The organism is Peribacillus asahii, assembly GCF_003570725.1.
Taxonomy (GTDB): Bacteria; Bacillota; Bacilli; order Bacillales; family DSM-1321; genus Peribacillus; species Peribacillus asahii.
This window is the reverse complement of record NZ_QWVS01000013.1, coordinates 159,105-176,085: the sequence shown is the minus strand read 5'-3', so window position 1 is coordinate 176,085 and position 16,981 is coordinate 159,105. Positions and strand designations below refer to the sequence as shown.

Sequence of the window (16,981 nt, the reverse complement as noted above, 5' to 3'; positions counted from 1 at the left end):
AAGGATAAGTAATGACTAACAAGTACGGCAACAAGAAGGTCATTCGGGATGGCCATGAGTTTGATAGCATTGCTGAGAGTAAATATTATGAGCAGCTAAAATGGTTGCTTGCATCTAAGCAAATCAAGAGCTTTAAATTGCAGCCGCGATATTTGTTGCAAGAAGCTTTCAAAAAGAACGGTATCACTTTTCGGAAGATTGAATACGTAGCAGATTTTGAAGTTCATAGATTGGATGGTTCCATCGAAGTCATTGACATAAAGGGAGCTCCACCGACAGCAGAGTTTAAGCTGAAACATAAGCTTTTTGAACATAAATACTTACAAAGTCTTACCGTTCTTTTCTATAAGCCTGAATATGGCGGCTTTATAACATGGGAAAGGTTAAAAGAAATTGAAAAGAAGGTGAAGCCAAGTGCGAAAAAGAAACCTCGTGTGGGTTCTGCTGTATCGAAAAGAGCGCGGAAAAGACGTTTATCTTTATGAGCAATTGCGTAAGAAGCAGCTATCCAACATGTTGAAGCACGGATGGGAGATTTGCGGGTAATAGTTGATAATACTCAATAGACAAAAACTACGTAACAAGATAAAAAATGAAATAAAAAAGACCTTATTCAGGTCTTGAAGATTGGCTTAAGAATTCTCTAATTTCATCAATAGTTATACCTAAATCTCGGGCATATAATATCAATTCTGCCCATTCTTTATCTAAACCATTTTCGATAATTAAAGAACTTAACATGTGTGCCCCCCTAAAATATTTTAATTATTTTAGGCAGCTCAGCCATCATAGTTTAAAACCTTAGACCTGGAGCTTTGTGTCCCAATCTTTCGAGAGGTTTACCTTTATCTTTTTTTAGTATTAACATGGTATCGATAATACCATTATTTTACTACATGGTTAATAGGACCTGCTAGGTATTTTATTCCGAAAATAAACATTTATTATCGAAATTAGTAATCAAAAAGATGAACAAGTTTGATGAAAAACGCTACTGAACGTGGTAGCGTTTCTGGCGAATGTAAAAAAGGAATTATTATAAAAAAACCACCTCATTAGCGAATGCTTTTAGAGGTGGCCAGTAGATTAAGTTACTATATCAGTTGTAGCGTCAGGAGCATAATTTGTTACTACTAAAACAACCGGTGAGTTTGCTTCGACTGTAGATCCAAGAGGAACGGTGATTACTAATTGTCCTGTTCCTGTACCACCTGGTGTATAGGTAGATAAACTTTCCATTTGCAAGACGCCATTTATATAGACATTAAAGTAACTATTATCAGTTGCTAATGCAGGTAAAGTAGTAGCATCTGCACCTGTATCTGTCCAGAAATCTTCAACAGGAATTGTGATTGTACCAGCACCTACTACTTGTGCCGCAACCTCATTAAAGAAACGTTCTACTGTTGGGTCTACACTGACTGAAGTAGTTCCTGTAATAGCCAGTTTCATGATTTTTAGTGGCAATCTATTCACCTCCCTAAAGAATTCTATATATCATATGGTGGTTTATGGAGAATGATTAGACTGTTAAAGCATTTGTGAAAAATGACGAATCACTTTAGAAAGGCTTTGATTATATATTAATATATAGGTTTTATCGAGGAAGTGGGAGAAGTGTCAAAAAAAAACTCAAAAGTATACTTGAATTTACCAGGTATACCCAAGGAGGAAAAACGTTTTATTTCCCCAAGAAAAGTATTGATATATGAATTTTATGCAATTTCTGACGGGTGTAGTCTAGTCTATAAAAACAAGGATGGACTTTGTGAAGTTGCAAAACAAGAAATTCTTGACCCGAAAGAAATATCATACATGAATCTTTTTATTAACGGCGTTCTACAGCCATATGAAAATTACATTGTAAAGGAAGGAGAAATTCGGTTAAAAACAGTGGATGTACCAATTAAAGGTGCACCAATTGTTTTACAAATGATAAAAGTATTATGAAAAGCTTGTTTAAATGAAGGAAAGCTTTGAAGTTAACTTTGTTAATTGAAAATTTAACTTGAATATTTCGAGGAAGTAGGTACAGGTAAGACAAAATAATCGTAATTTCCAAGTAGGTGACAACTGATTGCTCTGATTATGAACCAAAAGAAGGTTATGTAGTTATGGAATTTGTTTAATGCGCATTCCGAATAAAAAGCGAAATAAGAAAGGTTTTTATTATGTCAAAAATAACGGAGATATATGCACAGTATAAAGCAGGGGAAAAGTTTAAAACTGTTTTAGATTTATTAGAAGAACCCTTGTACATTAAGCATCCATCGGATTTAGTGGGGAGTAAAATGAGAGGGTTGGCCAAAAAACACTCTAAATATTTTAAACGATTTTAACACACAGCTCGAAGAAACCCGAAAGGAGCAAGGCTCATTGGTGGTTAATTCAATCAATAAATAATTAGTTAAAAGGCATAATGCTCAATTCAGAAAATAATAAATCATTTTGATTTAATTTTCTGATATTTGTTCAATAAAATATCTAACTCTTGACTGTACTTAATCGTATCAGGATGCGTAAGTCCTTTTGATATTCCAATAGTAATCATATGAGTTCTCAAATCATAAATGGAAGTTTCCAAATGTTTAAGAGATAAAGCTTTTGTATTCATGACTTAGCTCCTGTTAATTTGTAATTAAAAACCAAAGTGAAACAAGCATTTAACATTATAAACTAATTATTACAAAAATGTAATGAGACGATGAAATTTTTTTAGGAGGTTTAAGCCTATAAAACCGGCTGTCAAACTAGCAAAATTCAATGTGGCCTTATATCCACTGAATTTTATTAATAAGAAGGAGGTTTAAAACAAATGATTGGTGAAGTTCGTGAATGGAAAATGACGGAAGAAGAGCGGTTAGCTTATATTAAGAAGCATCCGATTAGACCGACGAAACAAGCTAAAAAGAATACGAAAATGGATTATAAATGGAGGTCTGAAAAAGCGGTTGCTGCAAGAAAGAAGAAGGGTCCTATATAAATGAAAATTCCCCGTCGGCCAACGGGGAACGATTAGAGATTTCTCTATGATTAGACACTATTATTTTAACACACAAGGGGGAATCTTTTCATGAGATTACAAAATATTGATATAGATCCTAGTACTATGAGACTAGAAGTTGATATAATGAGTCAAAAAGGGAGCTTTGTTGTTGTCGTTTGCGATGGTAAGGCCCGATTAACTCGTTTGCCTGAGCATGGAGAAACAAAGATCATTACACATCAGGGGAAGGTGAAACGGGTTAAGTTCGATGAGGGGGAAGATTTTTGAGTAAGAATAATGAGGTGCAAATTGTTGAAGATGTAAAAGAGGAAATGCAGAATTGGATGCTCGAACAGCAATTAACTAACATGGAAAATACATTGTCTGATACAATTTCATTTTTTTCTACCACATTTGCTATTGTTGGTATAGGAGTTACGATTCTACTTGTTTTTGCTGGATGGTGGTTGAACCGACTATTTAATACAAAATTAGAAAAGGTACAAGAGTTTTCTAATTCAGTTAGTGAAAATAAAACTGATATTGAAAAAATCGAAAAAGAACTCATAAAAAGGCTTGGACATATCAAAGAATTGGAAAATTCTCTTCGAGAGGAAACTGGTAAGTTAACAAATCAAGAAGAAATTAATAGTTTTCTAGAAAAAGAAAACAATTATTTAAAAGAACAGGTTGAGTTTACACTTACATTAACAAGGTTTCAAAGTGTTATATTAAGGATTGAAGAGCATCTAACCAAAATAAATGAAAGTATGATAGAAAGTTCTGAATGGGGGAGTGAGAGTGAGACTCCAGTAGAGGATTTTGAGTGGCAGAAAAAAGACTATTTAGAAGCAAAAGCTATATATGAACATTTTAATGATACTGAATATCACCTTGCTGATTATTTGGGTGACCTGGAAGCGGAGGAGCAAGGTGATAGATTGGAAGAATTACAAGAGAAATTGAAAAGTGCTCAGGAGTTTTATTATTTATTATTATCAATCTTAGAGAAATAAGTTCTACCAGCCCTCTGGAGGACACTGAATGACGCATTAAGCGTTGTTTGGTGTCCTTTTTTATTTGTCAAAAGGAGTGAAAATATGAATCCGCCAATGCAAAATCAATTGATTAAGTGGAAACAACATCAAGAACCTACTCCTAAGAAACAGAAACATCGTCAGGAATCACAGGAGCGTCATACAGACCAGTTAAGTGATTGGGAATGGAAAGAACTTATGGGGAAATTCGGCCAAAGATTGAGCCGACGTAATGGCGCATTAAGAAGAGGGAGGTAGGAAGAGATGGGAGCAAAACAACTCAGTTTATTTGAAGATATAAACGAGAAAGAAGTCCGACGTACTGTAGCGCGTGAACTTAAACAATATAAGGCTTTAAAGGTAGCACAGCAAAATAGGGATGAACGACTGCAAGAGGGAATCAACCTTCTTTTTCCCTCTCTCAATCAAAATGAAAAAGAAAAGGAGTTAAAGGTAAGACAAATTGACAGGGCCTTAGAATATGCTCTTGATGAAGTGGAGCGTCAAATTGTTAGGGAGAAGTATCTTTCTCCTAAACGTGTGAAAGATATCAATTTATATCTAGATATGGGGATGACGAAAGATCAATATTACACAAGAAAAAAAGAAGCTATATTTCTCATTGCAGCAGCTCTTGAAATTATTTGAGGGCTGCTTTATTTTCCTGACAAAAACCCGACAAAAAGCAGGACATTTTTAGGGATAAAAGAGGGGAATTTTTATTTTTCTATTGAAGGTAAGATTTTCTTATCAGGTGAACACTTGATGGGAGATGCATCGTTCCCTTATCAATGGTGTACTCGAGTGTATCGAATGACTGAGAAGGTTGCCGGCTGAAATTACGGGGGGACAACTGGAGTCTAGCTGTATTGCGTGCGATAGCTACGGGGATGCAAAGCGTGAGATTCCTTTGCAAAGACTGACTGTCGATTTGTACAGCGACCGTTACTACAATCCCGGCCTCCTCCTGGGTGATTGATATAGGACGGGATAATTAAATTTATTAAGCGACTAGCATAATGGGGTGAGATATTTAAGTGTGCGTCACCTTTCGGTGGTGTTTTTGTTTTATCACATAATTTTATTTGGCAGGTGAATCCCTTGATAGGATTGAACTTTTCTCTTTAGTTAATTAAAGAAATGCAATTTTCAATTTTATTATATAATTTTACTTATGCCCCATCCTTATAAAAAGGACGGGGCACTATATGATTTTTGAATTTTATTTTTTGTTTTTTATGAAAAATAAAAGCCTAAGCCTAAACTTAATGTAGTTATTAGCAATAAAACTTTCTTTATAAACTTTTTTTCTAAATTAACATGAAAAAGCATTTGTTGGCCTGTATAAATAAAAATTACTTTCATTTTACTCCTAACTGTGCCCAGTCATAATAATATTGTATCCTTGAGATAATAACTTTATTCATTGGTATATCAAGGAAGTTTGCAGGGATTTATCTCTTTTTGTCGAATTATCTTTGGCAAGAAGGGGGTGAAAACATGGAACCGAAATGTCCTGATTGCGGAATAATAGGTGTTAAACATATTGTAGCAACAGAGAGTGAAGAAAGAAGCCAAGGTGGAGACCCATGGTTTGAAATTGCACATTGCGATAAATGTGGGCACGTGTATGGGGTTTTTCCTAAAATCGTTCATAAGCCAAGTATAAAAGTCCCAAGTTTTGAATAAGACTTGAATTTATATTTTGATGATGAGGCATCCTTCGGGGTGCTTTTATTTGAAAGGAATAAAATAAGAATAATACAAGCTATTCAACATATATTTTTAAAAATGTTAGAGGAGTTGGTATTATGGGGCAAGATAAAGAGTTATGTGTAAATTGTGGAAAACCTATCTATAACGGTTTTTCCTTTTGTTCAGATGAATGTGATCTGGAGTATAGATTAGACGATTAGTAGGAGCATCCATTGTGGGTGCTTTTTTCTTTGTTCCAAAATAACTCAAATCAAAAGGAGGTGGCAGGTGATGAGGGGTGGCTGAAAAATACGAACTAGCCGAACATGACTATATGAGCGGTATGAAATATAAAGATATTGCTGAAAAGTATGATGTCTCGATTAATACCGTTAAGTCATGGAAGACTCGATATAAATGGTCAAAAGATAAAAAAGGTGTGCACACAAAACCAAAAAGTATGCATACAAAAAAAGATACTCGGAATAAGGAGAGTATTACTGAAACAAAGGCTGCTGTTACAGATGATTTGCCGCTTAATGAAGATGGCGAATTGACCGATAAACAGTGGCTTTTTTGTATGTATTACGTCAAATATTTTAATGCTACAAAGGCATATCAAAAGGCTTATGAATGTGATTATTTTACAGCAAATGCTAACGGTAGTAGGTTGCTAGTAAAGGCTAGTATTAAATCTGAAATAGAGAGCATGAAAAAAGAAGTGGCTGATGGTCTAATGTTAGATGCGAGTGCGGTTTTACAGAAATACATCGATATTGCTTTGGCTGATATAACTGACTTTGTTGAGTTCGGTAAGAAAGAGGTTCAAGCAATGGGTGCTTTTGGCCCTTTAGAGGATGAAGAAGGAAATCCTATTATGGTTGAAGTTAACTATGTGGATTTTCAGGAATCCTCAATGGTCGATGGAACAATCATAACCGAAGTCAAAAAGGGTAAAGACGGCGTATCTATTAAGCTAGCTGATAAGATGAAAGCTTTAGAGTTCCTTTCTAAATATACGGATCTTCTTTCGGATAACGATCGTAAGAAGCTACAGGAAGAAAAACTTAAAGCTGATATTGCAAAAGCTCGTTCCGAAACGAAGGGTTCTGGAAATGCAAATATCAATGTTGTTGATTTCAGTAATTTGAGTACAGAGGAGTTGAGAGCCATTGCCAACTCTAACAAATGAACAGATTGAAGCGTTAGTTTACGAGGCAAATAAAGAGCTTGCACGCCGTAATTATCGCGATTATGTGGAATATGTTCATCATGGCCATTTTCAGCATTTCCGACATACGGAGCTTGTCTGTGAGACATTACAACGCATTGCTGATGGTGAGGAACTATCGGTGCTTATTGAAATGCCGCCGCGTCATGGTAAGTCAATGACAGTGACTGAAACATTTCCAAGCTATTACATTGCGCGAAATCCGCATAAACGTGTTATTGCCGCTGCCTATTCGGATGGCCTTGCTACAAAGTTCGGTCGTTTGAATCGGAATAAGTTTGGGGAGTTTTCTTATTTATTCGGTGAATTGCTATCAGAATCCAACAGTGCCACAAAAGATTGGGGCGTTGAAGGAAAACGAGGCGGTATGATTGCGACAGGTATTGGTGGTTCTATTACAGGTCAAGGTGCTGACTTGATGATTATTGATGACCCGATTAAAAATGCCGAAGAAGCCGCTTCTCCTGTTATTCGAGAAAAGATATGGAATGAATGGGAGTCGACGCTTTCAACGCGTTTGCATAAAGGCGCATCGTTAATTGTTATCATGACACGATGGCATGAAGATGATTTAATCGGTCGGTTGCTTAAAAAGAGTCCTCGTAAATGGATTAGATTACGACTGCCAGCAATTGCAGAAGATGATAACGATTTACTTGGTCGTGCTGAAGGTGAGGCACTATGTCCGGAGCTTGGATTCGATGAACAATGGGCAGCGGATAAAAAGGTTGAAGTTGGTTCGAGAACATGGGCTTCACTTTACCAACAACGTCCGACTCCAGCTGGCGGTGCTATATTTAAGCGTGAATGGTTGCGGTACTATGTCCGAACACCAGAGCAAAAGCGTGAATGGGGCTTGAGTGATGACGTGATGATATATCCAGTGCATATCGATAAAATGGCTCAATCATGGGATTGTACATTTAAGGAATCTGATAAAAGCGACTTTGTTGCTGGTCAGGTATGGAGTAAAAAACAAGCAAACTTCTTCTTGGTAGATCAAGACCATAGACGAATGGGCTTTCCTGAAACGGTAAAAGCCATTCGTGCTATGACAGACAAGCATCCACAAGCACGAAGTAAATATATCGAGGATAAGGCAAATGGTTCTGCTGTTATTCAGACATTACAGGACGAAATCAGTGGGATTATAGATGTTAATCCAGAAGGAGGAAAGGAGGCCCGTGCTAATGCGGTGTCTCCTTTATTTGAAGCCGGCAATGTTTATTTACCACATCCGTTAATGTGTCCATGGGTTGAGGAATTTATTGAAGAGCTGGTCAGCTTCCCAAACGCTGCACATGACGATATGGTGGATGCTTGTACGCAAGCACTGAATCAGATGTACAGTGGTAAAACGAACGTCGTGGATCGATACAAGAATTTGTTAGGCAGGTGATAACAGATGGGTATTTTAGAAACCACTAAGCGATACGTGACCGATTTCATGGACGGTGTAGGGCGTAACGGTAAACGGGATAAGTTAGCCCGAATGAGCGCAGGTACTTATGTGCGCACACCAGCACATGAGTTAAATGCTTTATATGCTGAAAACCGAATCATTCAAAATGTGGTCGATATTCCAGCGGAGGATATGACGCGCAACTGGTTTACCTTGCGTTGTGATAATGATGAGCTTTCACGAAATATCCTGAGCAAGCTTGCTGATCTAAATGCAAAAGACGCTTTCAAGCGCATGATGATGTATGAGCGTATTCAAGGCGATGGCTTTATCTCGCTTGGTGTCACGCAACCAAGCATGTTTGATTTAAAACAACAAATGCCGGATAAGGTAAAATCGGTCGACTACCTACATGCTTTCAGTAGTTATAAGGTCAGCGAGTTCATCATAAATGAGGATGTATTCGACATTCATTATGGCAAGCTCGATTCATTAGTCATTGACCGTTCATCTAAGCATATGGCAAGCAAAGTACAAGGGAATGCAGCGGTTCACACTTCACGATTGTTACATGCTCGTACACGATGGCTAGAAGGCGAGGTACAAGGACAATCGCTTATTGAAGCAATGAATGATGTGTTTAAGGTATTTGATACGACTCTGTGGAGCGTAGGTCAAATCCTTTATGATTACACATTCAAGGTGTACAAGTCGAAGGATATTGATGGTATGAATTCGAGGGATAAGCAAGAATTATCTATGCTAATGGATTTCATGTTTAGAACCGAAGCACTTGCATTAATCGCGAATGACGAAGAATTAACGAAGCAAACAACAAACGTCAGCGGTATTGACCAGCTGATTGATTTTGTATGGGATGTAATGGCTGCTTCAGCTCGAATGCCGAAGACAGTTCTTAAAGGGCAGGAGTCCGGCACTATCGCCGGTGCTCAATACGATGTGATGAACTATTACTCTCGTATTGCAGCAGACCAAGAGAACGTGATAAAGCCGTTACTCGAGAGATTAATTCGATTAATCATGCAATCAGAAGAGTTCAACGTAGATCCTGAATCGTTAGAGTGGGAAATCAAGTTCAATCCTTTATGGCAAGTTGATAGCAAAACAGATGCAGAGATTCGTAAACTAATCGCTGAAACAGACCAGATTTACATTGTAAATGGTGTTCATACGGTCGATGAGGTGCGCAATGCTCGCTTCGGTCAATTTGGTTTAACTGAGGAAAATAAATACTCTGGTGATAGTGCTAATCTAGACGATATAGCTAGGAAAGTGTACAAGGGTTTTCTAGATGGTAAAGCGTAATATCCCACCTACACGCTATCCATATGCTGTTGAAAAGGCCTATGAGCAAGGTATGAAGCGCATGATTAAAGAGATGGTTCGTTTCACACTTCAGGAGTATGATAGAGCGATTAAAATGAACATCAAAGCTTATCAAGCTGATGCTGATGAATTAACATTTGCGCAGCGTGTACTTAAGCTGGTTAGGGCGTTGACGTTAAATATTTTTACTGACTCCCAAATTACGAATCTTGCAAATACATTTGTGAGTGGCCTGAATCTATTTAACATGAAGAATATGAACGATCAAGCGAGAGTGGCAGCGGTTAATCCTATACAACATGAGGGTTGGCTAAATGACTTCGTAAAATCATCTGTAACGCAGAATGTAGGGTATATCAAGTTCATTCACTCCCAGTACCATGACAAAATTGAGGCGATTGTGTACGAGGGGATGAAGAACGGTACAAGCATGAAAGAGATTCGCAATCAAATCATGAAAACTGGAAAAGTCAGCGAGAGTCGAGCAGAGTTTATTGCTGTTGATCAAAGTGGCAGTATACATGGACAACTAACAAGGAGACGTCATGAGGCGATGGGGGTTGAAAAGTTTACTTGGTTAACTGCAGGTGACGAACGTGTGCGAAAAGAACACCGCAATTACAGCGGTAAAGTGTATGACTATAAGAATGGTGCTAATGGGAAGTTTCCAGGTAGCGATTATCGTTGCAGGTGTGTTGGGACACCTGTTTTTGAATGAGTCATTCATAGAGTGGCTTTTTTATTTGCTGAAAGGGGGTGAAATATTGAAGCTCCAACGATTCGATAGGTCTTATATTAAAGACTATCAAGAAACGACAGAGGGTTATCTAACATTTAAGGACGTCCCAATTACACGTACAGGGGTTTTTCCTTATCGTCGTAGTGACGGGGCTACAAGCTATGAAGCAAAGCTTCCGGAGGAAATATTGTCAGATAGCACAGTGCAATCAGCACAATCAAAAGCTGTTACTGATGAGCATCCAAGTGAGCTTGTAACGACTGCTAATCATAAACAGTTAGCAAAAGGATTAAGCCATACAGATGCGCGTGTAGATGGTGACAAATTGCTTGTATCATTTACTGTCACAGACAGCGAGCTAATCGACAAGATTAAAGCTGGTAAGCGAGAGGTATCTATTGGATTTTTAAGCGATATTGAACAACGTGAGGGCGAATACAACGGCCAACGGTTTGATGCAGTACAAAAGAATATTGAAATCAATCACATTGCTGTTGTAGATCATGGTCGTGCAGGTCCTGAAATTGGCATCCGTAACGACAGTGATGCATGGCAGATTGAAAATGAAGGAGGAAAAGGGAAAATGCCAGTTTATAAGATTGATGGGAAAGATTATGAAGTGGATTCAGCTGTTAAATCATTTTTAGAAGCACAACAGGCGAAACTTGATGCTGCTGAATTAAAAATTAAACAAGTAGACACGTTACAAGGGCGTGTAGATGCACAAGATGCAACAATCAAAGCGAAAGATGCTGAGATTACTCAATTAAAAGAAAAACAATTGTCTGCTGATGAATTAGACAAGAAAGTTGAGGAACGTGTAGCGCTTATTGCTACTGTAAAGCCACTTCTAGGCGATTCATTTGACTTTACAGGTAAAACTGACCGTGAGCTAAAAGAAGCGGTCATTCAGTCTGTAAATCCCGAATTTAAAGGTGATAGTAAGTCTGATGATTATATCAATGCCTTCTATGATGCAACTGTCGCTAATGTTCAAGTGAATGGCTTTAGTTCAACAGGTGCTCAATCAGCATTAACGGTTGATTCAGCTGGTACTCAGTCTAAAGAAATCAACGACATGAAGGCTCAACGCCTAAACATGCGTAAATAAGGAGGAAACGGAATGTCTATTACATCCTATCCGCAATACATGGAGCCAGCGGGCAAAGCTGGTCAACTAGCAAACTTTCAAAACTATGTAGCAGATTCATATGCAGTCCAAGAAGCCGTGCCATATGGTGCAGCTGTACAGTTAAATGCGACAGGTACAGCAATCACGCCGATTAAAACGGGTGGGACGGTTATCGGTATCGCGTTAGCTCAACACATTCATGATTACGTGGAAAAGAAAGACGACCAAAAATACGAAGTGGCATCATCGGCTGCAATCGTAAAACGTGGTCGTATTTTTGTTGTTGCAGGAGGCGATATTATCAACGGCCAAGCGGTTAAAGTGGATCCAACAACTCAAAAATTCTCAACAAGTGGAACAATTACAATCGCAGGAGCTGTTTTTAAATCCAATGCAACGGCTAATCAACTTGTAGAAATCGAAATTAACTTACCATAGGAGGGAAAATAACTATGTCATTATTACGACCGCAAGATTTACAAGCTATCGATGCTAAAATCTATGAGCCGCATAAAGAGGAACTAAAGGCACGTAGTATTTTTGCATTAAAAACAGATATTCCAGCGGGCGCAGAAACGTATGCGTATGATGTATTCAATCGTTCCGGGGCCGCTAAAATTCTTGCTCCGGGCGCTACAGATATTCCGTTAGTTGATGCTGATTTAGACCGTCATACAGTCAATATTTACTCAATTGCTGCTGCTATTAATATTACGGTGCAAGAACTTCGTCAAGCTCAAATGGCAGGCATGACAGTAGAAACCGTAAAAGTCGACACGGCTCGTAAAGCCATTGCTGAAAAAGAAAATAAACTCGCTTTCATTGGTGACTCTGCTCACAACATCAAAGGTCTAACGTCAACTACTGGTATCCAAGTGTATGCCGTACCACAAGGTGTATCTGGAAAAACAACATGGGCTGATAAAACAGCCGATGAAATCGTTGCTGATATTCGTAAAGCAAAAAATAAAGTCAATAAATTACCTGGTCATACTGCTGACACATTGCTGGTTACGCCTGATTCGTTTGAATTGCTGGAAAAACCGTTCAATGAGTTCACTAAGCAAACTGTGCTGGAATATATCCAATCACAGCGTTGGTTTACTCGCATCGAAGTATTAAACGATATTAAGGGACAAGGTACTGCAGGTGCAGATTGTTTTGTCGTGCTTGATTCTTCACCAGAGGTTGTACAACTGGGCATTCCAATGGATATTACACGCCATCCACAAGAATACTCATTCCCAAATTACAAAGTGCCTTTTGAACAGCGTACAACAGGCTTAATCGTGCGTTATCCAATGGCGATTGTGCGAGGTGACGGTATCTAATGTTAGTAAATAATAAGGGTAATTTCTCATATGAAGCGGCGGGTGTTGTATTAATTCCTGGTACAAACAAAGTGGGTGAAAAGGAGTTTGAAAAATTTCTAGCTCATCCACTCATGGCGGAGTTAGATCAGCGAGGTGAATTTGTCTATGAAAAAGGTAAAACGTCTGCGAAGGATGTTATCGCGCTTGTTGAAGATGCATATGACGTCGACATGCTAGAAGTCATGAAAGCAGAAGAGGACCGTAAAACTGTTCTTGAAGCAATCGACAAGCGTATCGCTGAATTAAAAGCTGAGTAGGAGGTGCTGGTATGAGTGAGAAACTCACAACACCTGAAAAAGTAAAATCCATTGCAAAGCACCTTTCGTCATTGTCTGATGAACAGGTGCTTTTATTGATTGAAGATGCACAACTTGAAGTTGAGGAGCTTGATGTTGCGGATAAGTACAAAGAAAAACTCACTCGCTACTTAGCTGCTCACTATGGATCATTAGGTAAAAGACAGGCCCAATCTGAAACAGTTGGTCCTATTAAGCGTACATTCACTTCATCTGCTATTGATTCTAGTAAAGGTCTAGATGCCACTCCATTTGGCCAAGAGTATCAACGATTGTTAAAGCTTTATAAGCCGAAAAAAATTAATTTAACGGTGATATAGATGGAATACTTTGACGATATAGAAAACCTTGAAAAGTTAGAGCGGGAAATCAATGAGCTCAACCGTTATGCAGTAGAAATCGGTGTGTTTGGTAGTGATGACTCGTTTTATCAGATGATTGCTACGGTGCATGAGTTTGGTATGCAAATCAAAGCCAAAAACAAGTATCTAGCTATTCCTACAAAAGAGGCCGGCGAGAAGCGACCGAAAGACTTTGGCGATAAATTATTCAAACCGAAAGGAAAGAATATTTTAGCACTCGCTAATCGTGATGGTACGTTGACAACGATGTTCATATTGAAAGAATCCGTCAATATCCCAGAGCGTTCATTCATTCGTTCTACATTCGATGAAAACGAACGTGATTGGGCTGAATTTATTGAAAATCAAATCGAAAAGGTCTTGTCACTAGAAATTACAGCAAGGCAGTTATTCGAAAGACTTGGTGCTCTTATAGTTGGAGATATCCAAAAGAAAATGACAGACCTTAGAACACCTGCCAATGCGTCCTTAACAGTTGCCAATAAAGGCTCTAGTAATCCTTTAATAGATACAGGTGAATTAAGGCGGCACGTTACATGGAAAGTAGTGAGGGATGATGGATAACATGTTTGATTTCTCTGATTTACTCGAGGAGCATAGCGTGCCATTCGTCGCTTATGAAAAAAGAGATGGGGATTGGGCAGACAATGGGGATTGGGTTCCAGCGGGTAAATTGGTTCCAATTAACTTGAAAGGGGCCATCTTTCCCTTAACAAAGGATGATCTGCAATATGCTGAAAATGGAACGTATAGTGAGAAGGACCGAAAAATCTACACTACTCATGTATTAGAGGTTGGACAAAGACTTCTATATAAAAATATTACGTACACGATTCAGGGTATGGAGGATTACAGCGACTATATGGATATTAATATCTATTATGCAAGGTGGGCCGGCGATGAATCTAGTAGCGGTTAAAGAACTGATTACTCAAATAAAAAAAGATATCGGTATTCCAATCATTAAAGGGAATACAAAGGCTCCAGCGCCAAAGCCACCTTATGGGATGTACAATATCACTTCTCCTTATATCAAAGGAAAGGGAAGAGGAGCAGTTACCCTCCATGATAGTGAATCCGGACCATACGAAAAACGGACAGAGGAGTATACATTCACAATCTCTTTTTCTATTTTTGCTGAAAACACCGAAACTACTATTGGGCTTGCTCACAAAGTTCATCAGTGGTTTTTGTTTTTAGGCGAGGAATTTATTAGAGAGCAAGGCTTTGTTATCGCTAGTGTTGGAAATATCGAAAATCGAACTACTTTTTTAGTAGACGATTATGAATACAGATATGGATTTGATGTTCAGTTCAGGGCTGTAGATGAACAGATTCGTCAAATTGAAACGATTGAAAAAGTAGAAATTACTAATTTGGGAGGTTGAATAAATGCCGTTAAGTGATGTAACAGTAACCATTGATATTCAAAAACCAACAAGACTTATTGGGCTTGGGAAACCTTTAATTCTTGCTAAAAAAACAGGAACAAGTACGTACAAAAGCTATAGCGATTTGACAGCAGTTAAAGCGGATTACGCAGAATCAACGAATGCTTATAAGAAAGCAGCTGCCATTTTTGCGCAAGATCATGCGCCAGCGGAGATTGCTATTGCATCTTATGATACCGCTGCATCGGCTGGTGATCCGAAAACACCAGTAGAAGCCGTAACGAAATACTTTGAAAATGATTGGTATTTCTTGCTTACTACTGATGCGACAAATGTAGAACAAACTGCTGTTGCCGACTATGTGGAATCTCAAAAATATAAAATCTATGTTACCAAAGCAACCGCAGCCGCTGACCGCACTGCGTTCAAAACAAAAGCCTATGACCGTACAGTCGTTTTTTATCATACGATTGTGGCGGAGGAACCAGATGCGGCGCTAGTCGGTGAATTAGGCAGTCAAACGGTCGGATCCATCACTTGGAAATTTAAAACGCTAAAAGGTATCACGCCACTCGACCTCACAAAAACAGAATTAAACGCGATTCATACTGATAAGGCTATCGCTTATGTTACAAAGGCGGGTATTCGCCAAACAAGTGAGGGTACAGTAGCGAGCGGCGAGTACATTGATGTCATTCACGGAAAAGATTGGGTTAAAACGGATATGGAGAATAACATCCAAACAGCTTTTGCTAACAATCCAAAACTTTCTTTCGATGCTCGAGGAATCAGTGTGCTAAATGGACAAGCTACTACCACTCTTTTACGTGGGGTTACGAATGGAATTATCGCGGTCGATGATGACGAAAACCCATTATTTACAGTGAAAACTAAATCAAGATTGGAAACACCTGTAGCAGAACGTGCAGCTCGCGTTTATAAAGGTCTGTCATTTTCTTTCCAACTAGCCGGCGCTATTCATACCGCGGAAATTTCAGGCGAGATACTAAAATAAGGGGGATTCATTCATGGGAAATTATGATGCTAATCTATGTACACTTGTGGCTGATGGGAGATTTATTACAGGGTTTGAAGATGGTTCTTTTATTAGTGCAAATAAGAATGAAGAATCATTTTCGGTGAAGACCAGTGCTCAAGGTGAGCCAATTATTTCGGAGAATAATAATCCATTGGGGACCATTGGGGCCACATTGTCGCAAACTTCTCCTTCTTATGCATACTTACAAGCATTGGCTAAATCTAAAAAAGAGTTTCCAATTTGGGTAAACTATAGTGGGACACCATCGGAAAAAGCCGGTGGAACTCGAGCACGAATTAAAAAAGTACCAGATAAAGAGTACGGCAATGATGCAGGAGCTCGTAGATTTGAAGTTGTAGTATTTGACTACACAACTGATTAATGCTTCAAAAGCAATTAAGCGATACAAAGAGGCGGCCTAATAAGGCTGTCTTTTTCGTAATTAAAACTAAAATCGGAGGTATTTAAAATGGCTGAAAATTATCAAAATCAAGGACAAGTAAAAGAAGAAAAACAATCGAAATTTGGATTACAGGAGAAACACACGGTTGAAGGTGTGGAATACACATTCCAGTTCCCGGGTACACGCAAAACACAAGAAATCTTAGATGATTCATCAGGGAAGGGCAGCTTTAGTAACGTAAAATACCATGAAGATATTATGGAGCACGTAATTGTTAATCCAAGAACAACTTGGGATTATTGGGATGAAAATGCCGGCTATCGTGAGGTAATGAATTTAGCCGACAACTTTCTTGGTCGCCAACTCTAAGCGAAAGAAGAGAGAAGAGTACGAACGGATGTTAGTGGAAGATGAAATGTACTGGCTGCCTGTCATCGCCGGTATCGCGTCTCATGAAGACGTAGCTGTGATGACAGCGGATCAATTAGGGATGGCGGTAGCTGCCGCTAACTTGAAAATCAAATTATTCGGGAAAGGAGGATAATTGA

The 16,981-nt window shown here is 38.6% G+C and carries 28 protein-coding genes and 1 riboswitch; of the genes, 25 read left to right on the top strand and 3 right to left on the bottom strand.

Features of this window, described 5'->3' with window-relative positions:
* Positions 1-11 precede the first annotated feature (11 nt).
* Complete coding sequence (locus D1953_RS07105; protein WP_119116470.1) at positions 12-485, top strand: DUF1064 domain-containing protein; 474 nt, start codon at positions 12-14, stop codon at positions 483-485.
* 124 nt (positions 486-609) lie between these two features.
* Here the strand turns inward: D1953_RS07105 and D1953_RS07100 are convergent, their stop codons facing one another.
* Both D1953_RS07100 and D1953_RS07095 read right to left on the bottom strand, forming a co-directional pair.
* Positions 610-741 carry an anti-repressor SinI family protein gene (locus tag D1953_RS07100; RefSeq protein ID WP_245979964.1) on the bottom strand — a complete coding sequence of 44 codons (132 nt, stop codon included), beginning with the start codon at positions 739-741 and terminating at the stop codon, positions 610-612.
* 29 nt (positions 742-770) lie between these two features.
* Positions 771-854: riboswitch (cyclic di-GMP riboswitch) on the bottom strand.
* Between the two features lie 232 nt (positions 855-1,086).
* Complete coding sequence (locus D1953_RS07095) at positions 1,087-1,467, bottom strand: DUF4183 domain-containing protein (RefSeq protein WP_119116469.1); 381 nt, start codon at positions 1,465-1,467, stop codon at positions 1,087-1,089.
* Between the two features lie 150 nt (positions 1,468-1,617).
* Between D1953_RS07095 and D1953_RS07090 the strand changes: the two genes are divergently transcribed.
* Positions 1,618-1,950, top strand: coding sequence for a DUF4183 domain-containing protein (locus tag D1953_RS07090; protein WP_245979961.1), 333 nt, complete (start codon positions 1,618-1,620; stop codon positions 1,948-1,950).
* A gap of 493 nt (positions 1,951-2,443) precedes the next feature.
* Here D1953_RS07090 and D1953_RS07085 read toward each other — a convergent pair whose 3' ends face one another.
* Positions 2,444-2,614, bottom strand: a complete 171-nt coding sequence (locus D1953_RS07085) for an aspartyl-phosphate phosphatase Spo0E family protein (protein WP_119116468.1) — start codon at positions 2,612-2,614, stop codon at positions 2,444-2,446.
* 201 nt (positions 2,615-2,815) lie between these two features.
* Here D1953_RS07085 and D1953_RS21180 point away from each other — a divergent pair, with 201 nt between their 5' ends.
* The 23 genes from D1953_RS21180 to D1953_RS21175 all read left to right on the top strand — a co-directional run bounded on the left by D1953_RS21180 (position 2,816) and on the right by D1953_RS21175 (position 16,977).
* The gene (locus D1953_RS21180; protein ID WP_182480535.1) at positions 2,816-2,983 is read left to right on the top strand and encodes a hypothetical protein; all 168 of its coding nucleotides are present in this window, start codon (positions 2,816-2,818) and stop codon (positions 2,981-2,983) included.
* 90 nt (positions 2,984-3,073) lie between these two features.
* Entirely contained in the window at positions 3,074-3,274 is a 201-nt protein-coding gene (locus tag D1953_RS07080; protein ID WP_119116467.1) for an XtrA/YqaO family protein, read from the top strand.
* Positions 3,271-4,002: a hypothetical protein gene (locus D1953_RS07075; protein WP_119116466.1), complete on the top strand. Its 732-nt coding sequence runs from the start codon at positions 3,271-3,273 to the stop codon at positions 4,000-4,002. The genes D1953_RS07080 and D1953_RS07075 overlap by 4 nt, the downstream gene beginning before the upstream one ends.
* An 84-nt stretch (positions 4,003-4,086) precedes the next feature.
* On the top strand, positions 4,087-4,281 hold the full coding sequence (locus D1953_RS07070) for a hypothetical protein (protein WP_119116465.1): 195 nt from the start codon (positions 4,087-4,089) through the stop codon (positions 4,279-4,281).
* 6 nt (positions 4,282-4,287) lie between these two features.
* A complete protein-coding gene (locus D1953_RS07065) occupies positions 4,288-4,671 on the top strand; it encodes an ArpU family phage packaging/lysis transcriptional regulator (RefSeq protein WP_119116464.1) in 384 nt (127 codons plus the stop codon).
* An 852-nt stretch (positions 4,672-5,523) separates the two neighbouring features.
* The gene (locus D1953_RS07060; RefSeq protein ID WP_119116463.1) at positions 5,524-5,712 is read left to right on the top strand and encodes a transcriptional regulator; all 189 of its coding nucleotides are present in this window, start codon (positions 5,524-5,526) and stop codon (positions 5,710-5,712) included.
* Between the two features lie 122 nt (positions 5,713-5,834).
* Entirely contained in the window at positions 5,835-5,939 is a 105-nt protein-coding gene (locus D1953_RS22170) for a DUF2116 family Zn-ribbon domain-containing protein (RefSeq protein ID WP_119116462.1), read from the top strand.
* A 77-nt stretch (positions 5,940-6,016) separates the two neighbouring features.
* The gene (locus D1953_RS07050) at positions 6,017-6,910 is read left to right on the top strand and encodes a terminase small subunit (protein ID WP_245979960.1); all 894 of its coding nucleotides are present in this window, start codon (positions 6,017-6,019) and stop codon (positions 6,908-6,910) included.
* Complete coding sequence (terL, locus tag D1953_RS07045; RefSeq protein WP_119116461.1) at positions 6,891-8,348, top strand: phage terminase large subunit; 1,458 nt, start codon at positions 6,891-6,893, stop codon at positions 8,346-8,348. Before D1953_RS07050 ends, terL begins: the two co-directional genes overlap by 20 nt.
* Before the next feature lie 6 nt (positions 8,349-8,354).
* Positions 8,355-9,677: an anti-CBASS protein Acb1 family protein gene (locus D1953_RS07040; RefSeq protein ID WP_119116460.1), complete on the top strand. Its 1,323-nt coding sequence runs from the start codon at positions 8,355-8,357 to the stop codon at positions 9,675-9,677.
* Positions 9,664-10,416, top strand: a complete 753-nt coding sequence (locus tag D1953_RS07035) for a phage head morphogenesis protein (RefSeq protein ID WP_119116459.1) — start codon at positions 9,664-9,666, stop codon at positions 10,414-10,416. Before D1953_RS07040 ends, D1953_RS07035 begins: the two co-directional genes overlap by 14 nt.
* Before the next feature lie 46 nt (positions 10,417-10,462).
* Complete coding sequence (locus D1953_RS07030; RefSeq protein ID WP_220453357.1) at positions 10,463-11,548, top strand: DUF2213 domain-containing protein; 1,086 nt, start codon at positions 10,463-10,465, stop codon at positions 11,546-11,548.
* A gap of 12 nt (positions 11,549-11,560) precedes the next feature.
* Entirely contained in the window at positions 11,561-12,007 is a 447-nt protein-coding gene (locus D1953_RS07025) for a structural cement protein Gp24 (RefSeq protein WP_119116457.1), read from the top strand.
* A gap of 14 nt (positions 12,008-12,021) precedes the next feature.
* Entirely contained in the window at positions 12,022-12,900 is an 879-nt protein-coding gene (locus D1953_RS07020; RefSeq protein WP_119116456.1) for a DUF2184 domain-containing protein, read from the top strand.
* Positions 12,900-13,199, top strand: a complete 300-nt coding sequence (locus D1953_RS07015; protein WP_119116455.1) for a hypothetical protein — start codon at positions 12,900-12,902, stop codon at positions 13,197-13,199. The genes D1953_RS07020 and D1953_RS07015 overlap by 1 nt, the downstream gene beginning before the upstream one ends.
* Positions 13,200-13,210: 11 nt before the next feature.
* Entirely contained in the window at positions 13,211-13,558 is a 348-nt protein-coding gene (locus D1953_RS07010; RefSeq protein ID WP_119116454.1) for a DUF4054 domain-containing protein, read from the top strand.
* Entirely contained in the window at positions 13,559-14,164 is a 606-nt protein-coding gene (locus D1953_RS07005; RefSeq protein ID WP_119116453.1) for a hypothetical protein, read from the top strand.
* Between the two features lies 1 nt (position 14,165).
* Positions 14,166-14,519, top strand: coding sequence for a hypothetical protein (locus D1953_RS07000; protein ID WP_119116452.1), 354 nt, complete (start codon positions 14,166-14,168; stop codon positions 14,517-14,519).
* Entirely contained in the window at positions 14,500-14,988 is a 489-nt protein-coding gene (locus D1953_RS06995) for a phage neck terminator protein (RefSeq protein WP_119116451.1), read from the top strand. The genes D1953_RS07000 and D1953_RS06995 overlap by 20 nt, the downstream gene beginning before the upstream one ends.
* Positions 14,989-14,992: 4 nt before the next feature.
* Positions 14,993-16,006 carry a DUF3383 family protein gene (locus tag D1953_RS06990; RefSeq protein WP_119116450.1) on the top strand — a complete coding sequence of 338 codons (1,014 nt, stop codon included), beginning with the start codon at positions 14,993-14,995 and terminating at the stop codon, positions 16,004-16,006.
* A gap of 13 nt (positions 16,007-16,019) precedes the next feature.
* Positions 16,020-16,412 carry a phage structural protein gene (locus tag D1953_RS06985; RefSeq protein WP_119116449.1) on the top strand — a complete coding sequence of 131 codons (393 nt, stop codon included), beginning with the start codon at positions 16,020-16,022 and terminating at the stop codon, positions 16,410-16,412.
* 87 nt (positions 16,413-16,499) lie between these two features.
* Positions 16,500-16,802 carry a hypothetical protein gene (locus tag D1953_RS06980; RefSeq protein ID WP_119116448.1) on the top strand — a complete coding sequence of 101 codons (303 nt, stop codon included), beginning with the start codon at positions 16,500-16,502 and terminating at the stop codon, positions 16,800-16,802.
* A 28-nt stretch (positions 16,803-16,830) separates the two neighbouring features.
* Complete coding sequence (locus D1953_RS21175; protein ID WP_182480546.1) at positions 16,831-16,977, top strand: hypothetical protein; 147 nt, start codon at positions 16,831-16,833, stop codon at positions 16,975-16,977.
* Positions 16,978-16,981: the final 4 nt, after the last annotated feature.

What these genes read in the sequence shown, in the direction of transcription:
- D1953_RS07105 (WP_119116470.1), top strand. Translation starts at nt 12, where the DNA reads ATGACTAACAAGTACGGCAACAAGAAGGTCATTCGGGATGGCCATGAG.
- D1953_RS07100 (WP_245979964.1), bottom strand. Translation starts at nt 741, where the DNA reads ATGTTAAGTTCTTTAATTATCGAAAATGGTTTAGATAAAGAATGGGCA.
- D1953_RS07085 (WP_119116468.1), bottom strand. Translation starts at nt 2,614, where the DNA reads ATGAATACAAAAGCTTTATCTCTTAAACATTTGGAAACTTCCATTTAT.
- D1953_RS21180 (WP_182480535.1), top strand. Translation starts at nt 2,816, where the DNA reads ATGATTGGTGAAGTTCGTGAATGGAAAATGACGGAAGAAGAGCGGTTA.
- D1953_RS07080 (WP_119116467.1), top strand. Translation starts at nt 3,074, where the DNA reads ATGAGATTACAAAATATTGATATAGATCCTAGTACTATGAGACTAGAA.
- D1953_RS07070 (WP_119116465.1), top strand. Translation starts at nt 4,087, where the DNA reads ATGAATCCGCCAATGCAAAATCAATTGATTAAGTGGAAACAACATCAA.
- D1953_RS07065 (WP_119116464.1), top strand. Translation starts at nt 4,288, where the DNA reads ATGGGAGCAAAACAACTCAGTTTATTTGAAGATATAAACGAGAAAGAA.
- D1953_RS07060 (WP_119116463.1), top strand. Translation starts at nt 5,524, where the DNA reads ATGGAACCGAAATGTCCTGATTGCGGAATAATAGGTGTTAAACATATT.
- D1953_RS22170 (WP_119116462.1), top strand. Translation starts at nt 5,835, where the DNA reads ATGGGGCAAGATAAAGAGTTATGTGTAAATTGTGGAAAACCTATCTAT.
- D1953_RS07040 (WP_119116460.1), top strand. Translation starts at nt 8,355, where the DNA reads ATGGGTATTTTAGAAACCACTAAGCGATACGTGACCGATTTCATGGAC.
- D1953_RS07035 (WP_119116459.1), top strand. Translation starts at nt 9,664, where the DNA reads ATGGTAAAGCGTAATATCCCACCTACACGCTATCCATATGCTGTTGAA.
- D1953_RS07025 (WP_119116457.1), top strand. Translation starts at nt 11,561, where the DNA reads ATGTCTATTACATCCTATCCGCAATACATGGAGCCAGCGGGCAAAGCT.
- D1953_RS07020 (WP_119116456.1), top strand. Translation starts at nt 12,022, where the DNA reads ATGTCATTATTACGACCGCAAGATTTACAAGCTATCGATGCTAAAATC.
- D1953_RS07015 (WP_119116455.1), top strand. Translation starts at nt 12,900, where the DNA reads ATGTTAGTAAATAATAAGGGTAATTTCTCATATGAAGCGGCGGGTGTT.
- D1953_RS07010 (WP_119116454.1), top strand. Translation starts at nt 13,211, where the DNA reads ATGAGTGAGAAACTCACAACACCTGAAAAAGTAAAATCCATTGCAAAG.
- D1953_RS07005 (WP_119116453.1), top strand. Translation starts at nt 13,559, where the DNA reads ATGGAATACTTTGACGATATAGAAAACCTTGAAAAGTTAGAGCGGGAA.
- D1953_RS07000 (WP_119116452.1), top strand. Translation starts at nt 14,166, where the DNA reads ATGTTTGATTTCTCTGATTTACTCGAGGAGCATAGCGTGCCATTCGTC.
- D1953_RS06995 (WP_119116451.1), top strand. Translation starts at nt 14,500, where the DNA reads ATGAATCTAGTAGCGGTTAAAGAACTGATTACTCAAATAAAAAAAGAT.
- D1953_RS06990 (WP_119116450.1), top strand. Translation starts at nt 14,993, where the DNA reads ATGCCGTTAAGTGATGTAACAGTAACCATTGATATTCAAAAACCAACA.
- D1953_RS06985 (WP_119116449.1), top strand. Translation starts at nt 16,020, where the DNA reads ATGGGAAATTATGATGCTAATCTATGTACACTTGTGGCTGATGGGAGA.
- D1953_RS06980 (WP_119116448.1), top strand. Translation starts at nt 16,500, where the DNA reads ATGGCTGAAAATTATCAAAATCAAGGACAAGTAAAAGAAGAAAAACAA.
- D1953_RS21175 (WP_182480546.1), top strand. Translation starts at nt 16,831, where the DNA reads ATGTTAGTGGAAGATGAAATGTACTGGCTGCCTGTCATCGCCGGTATC.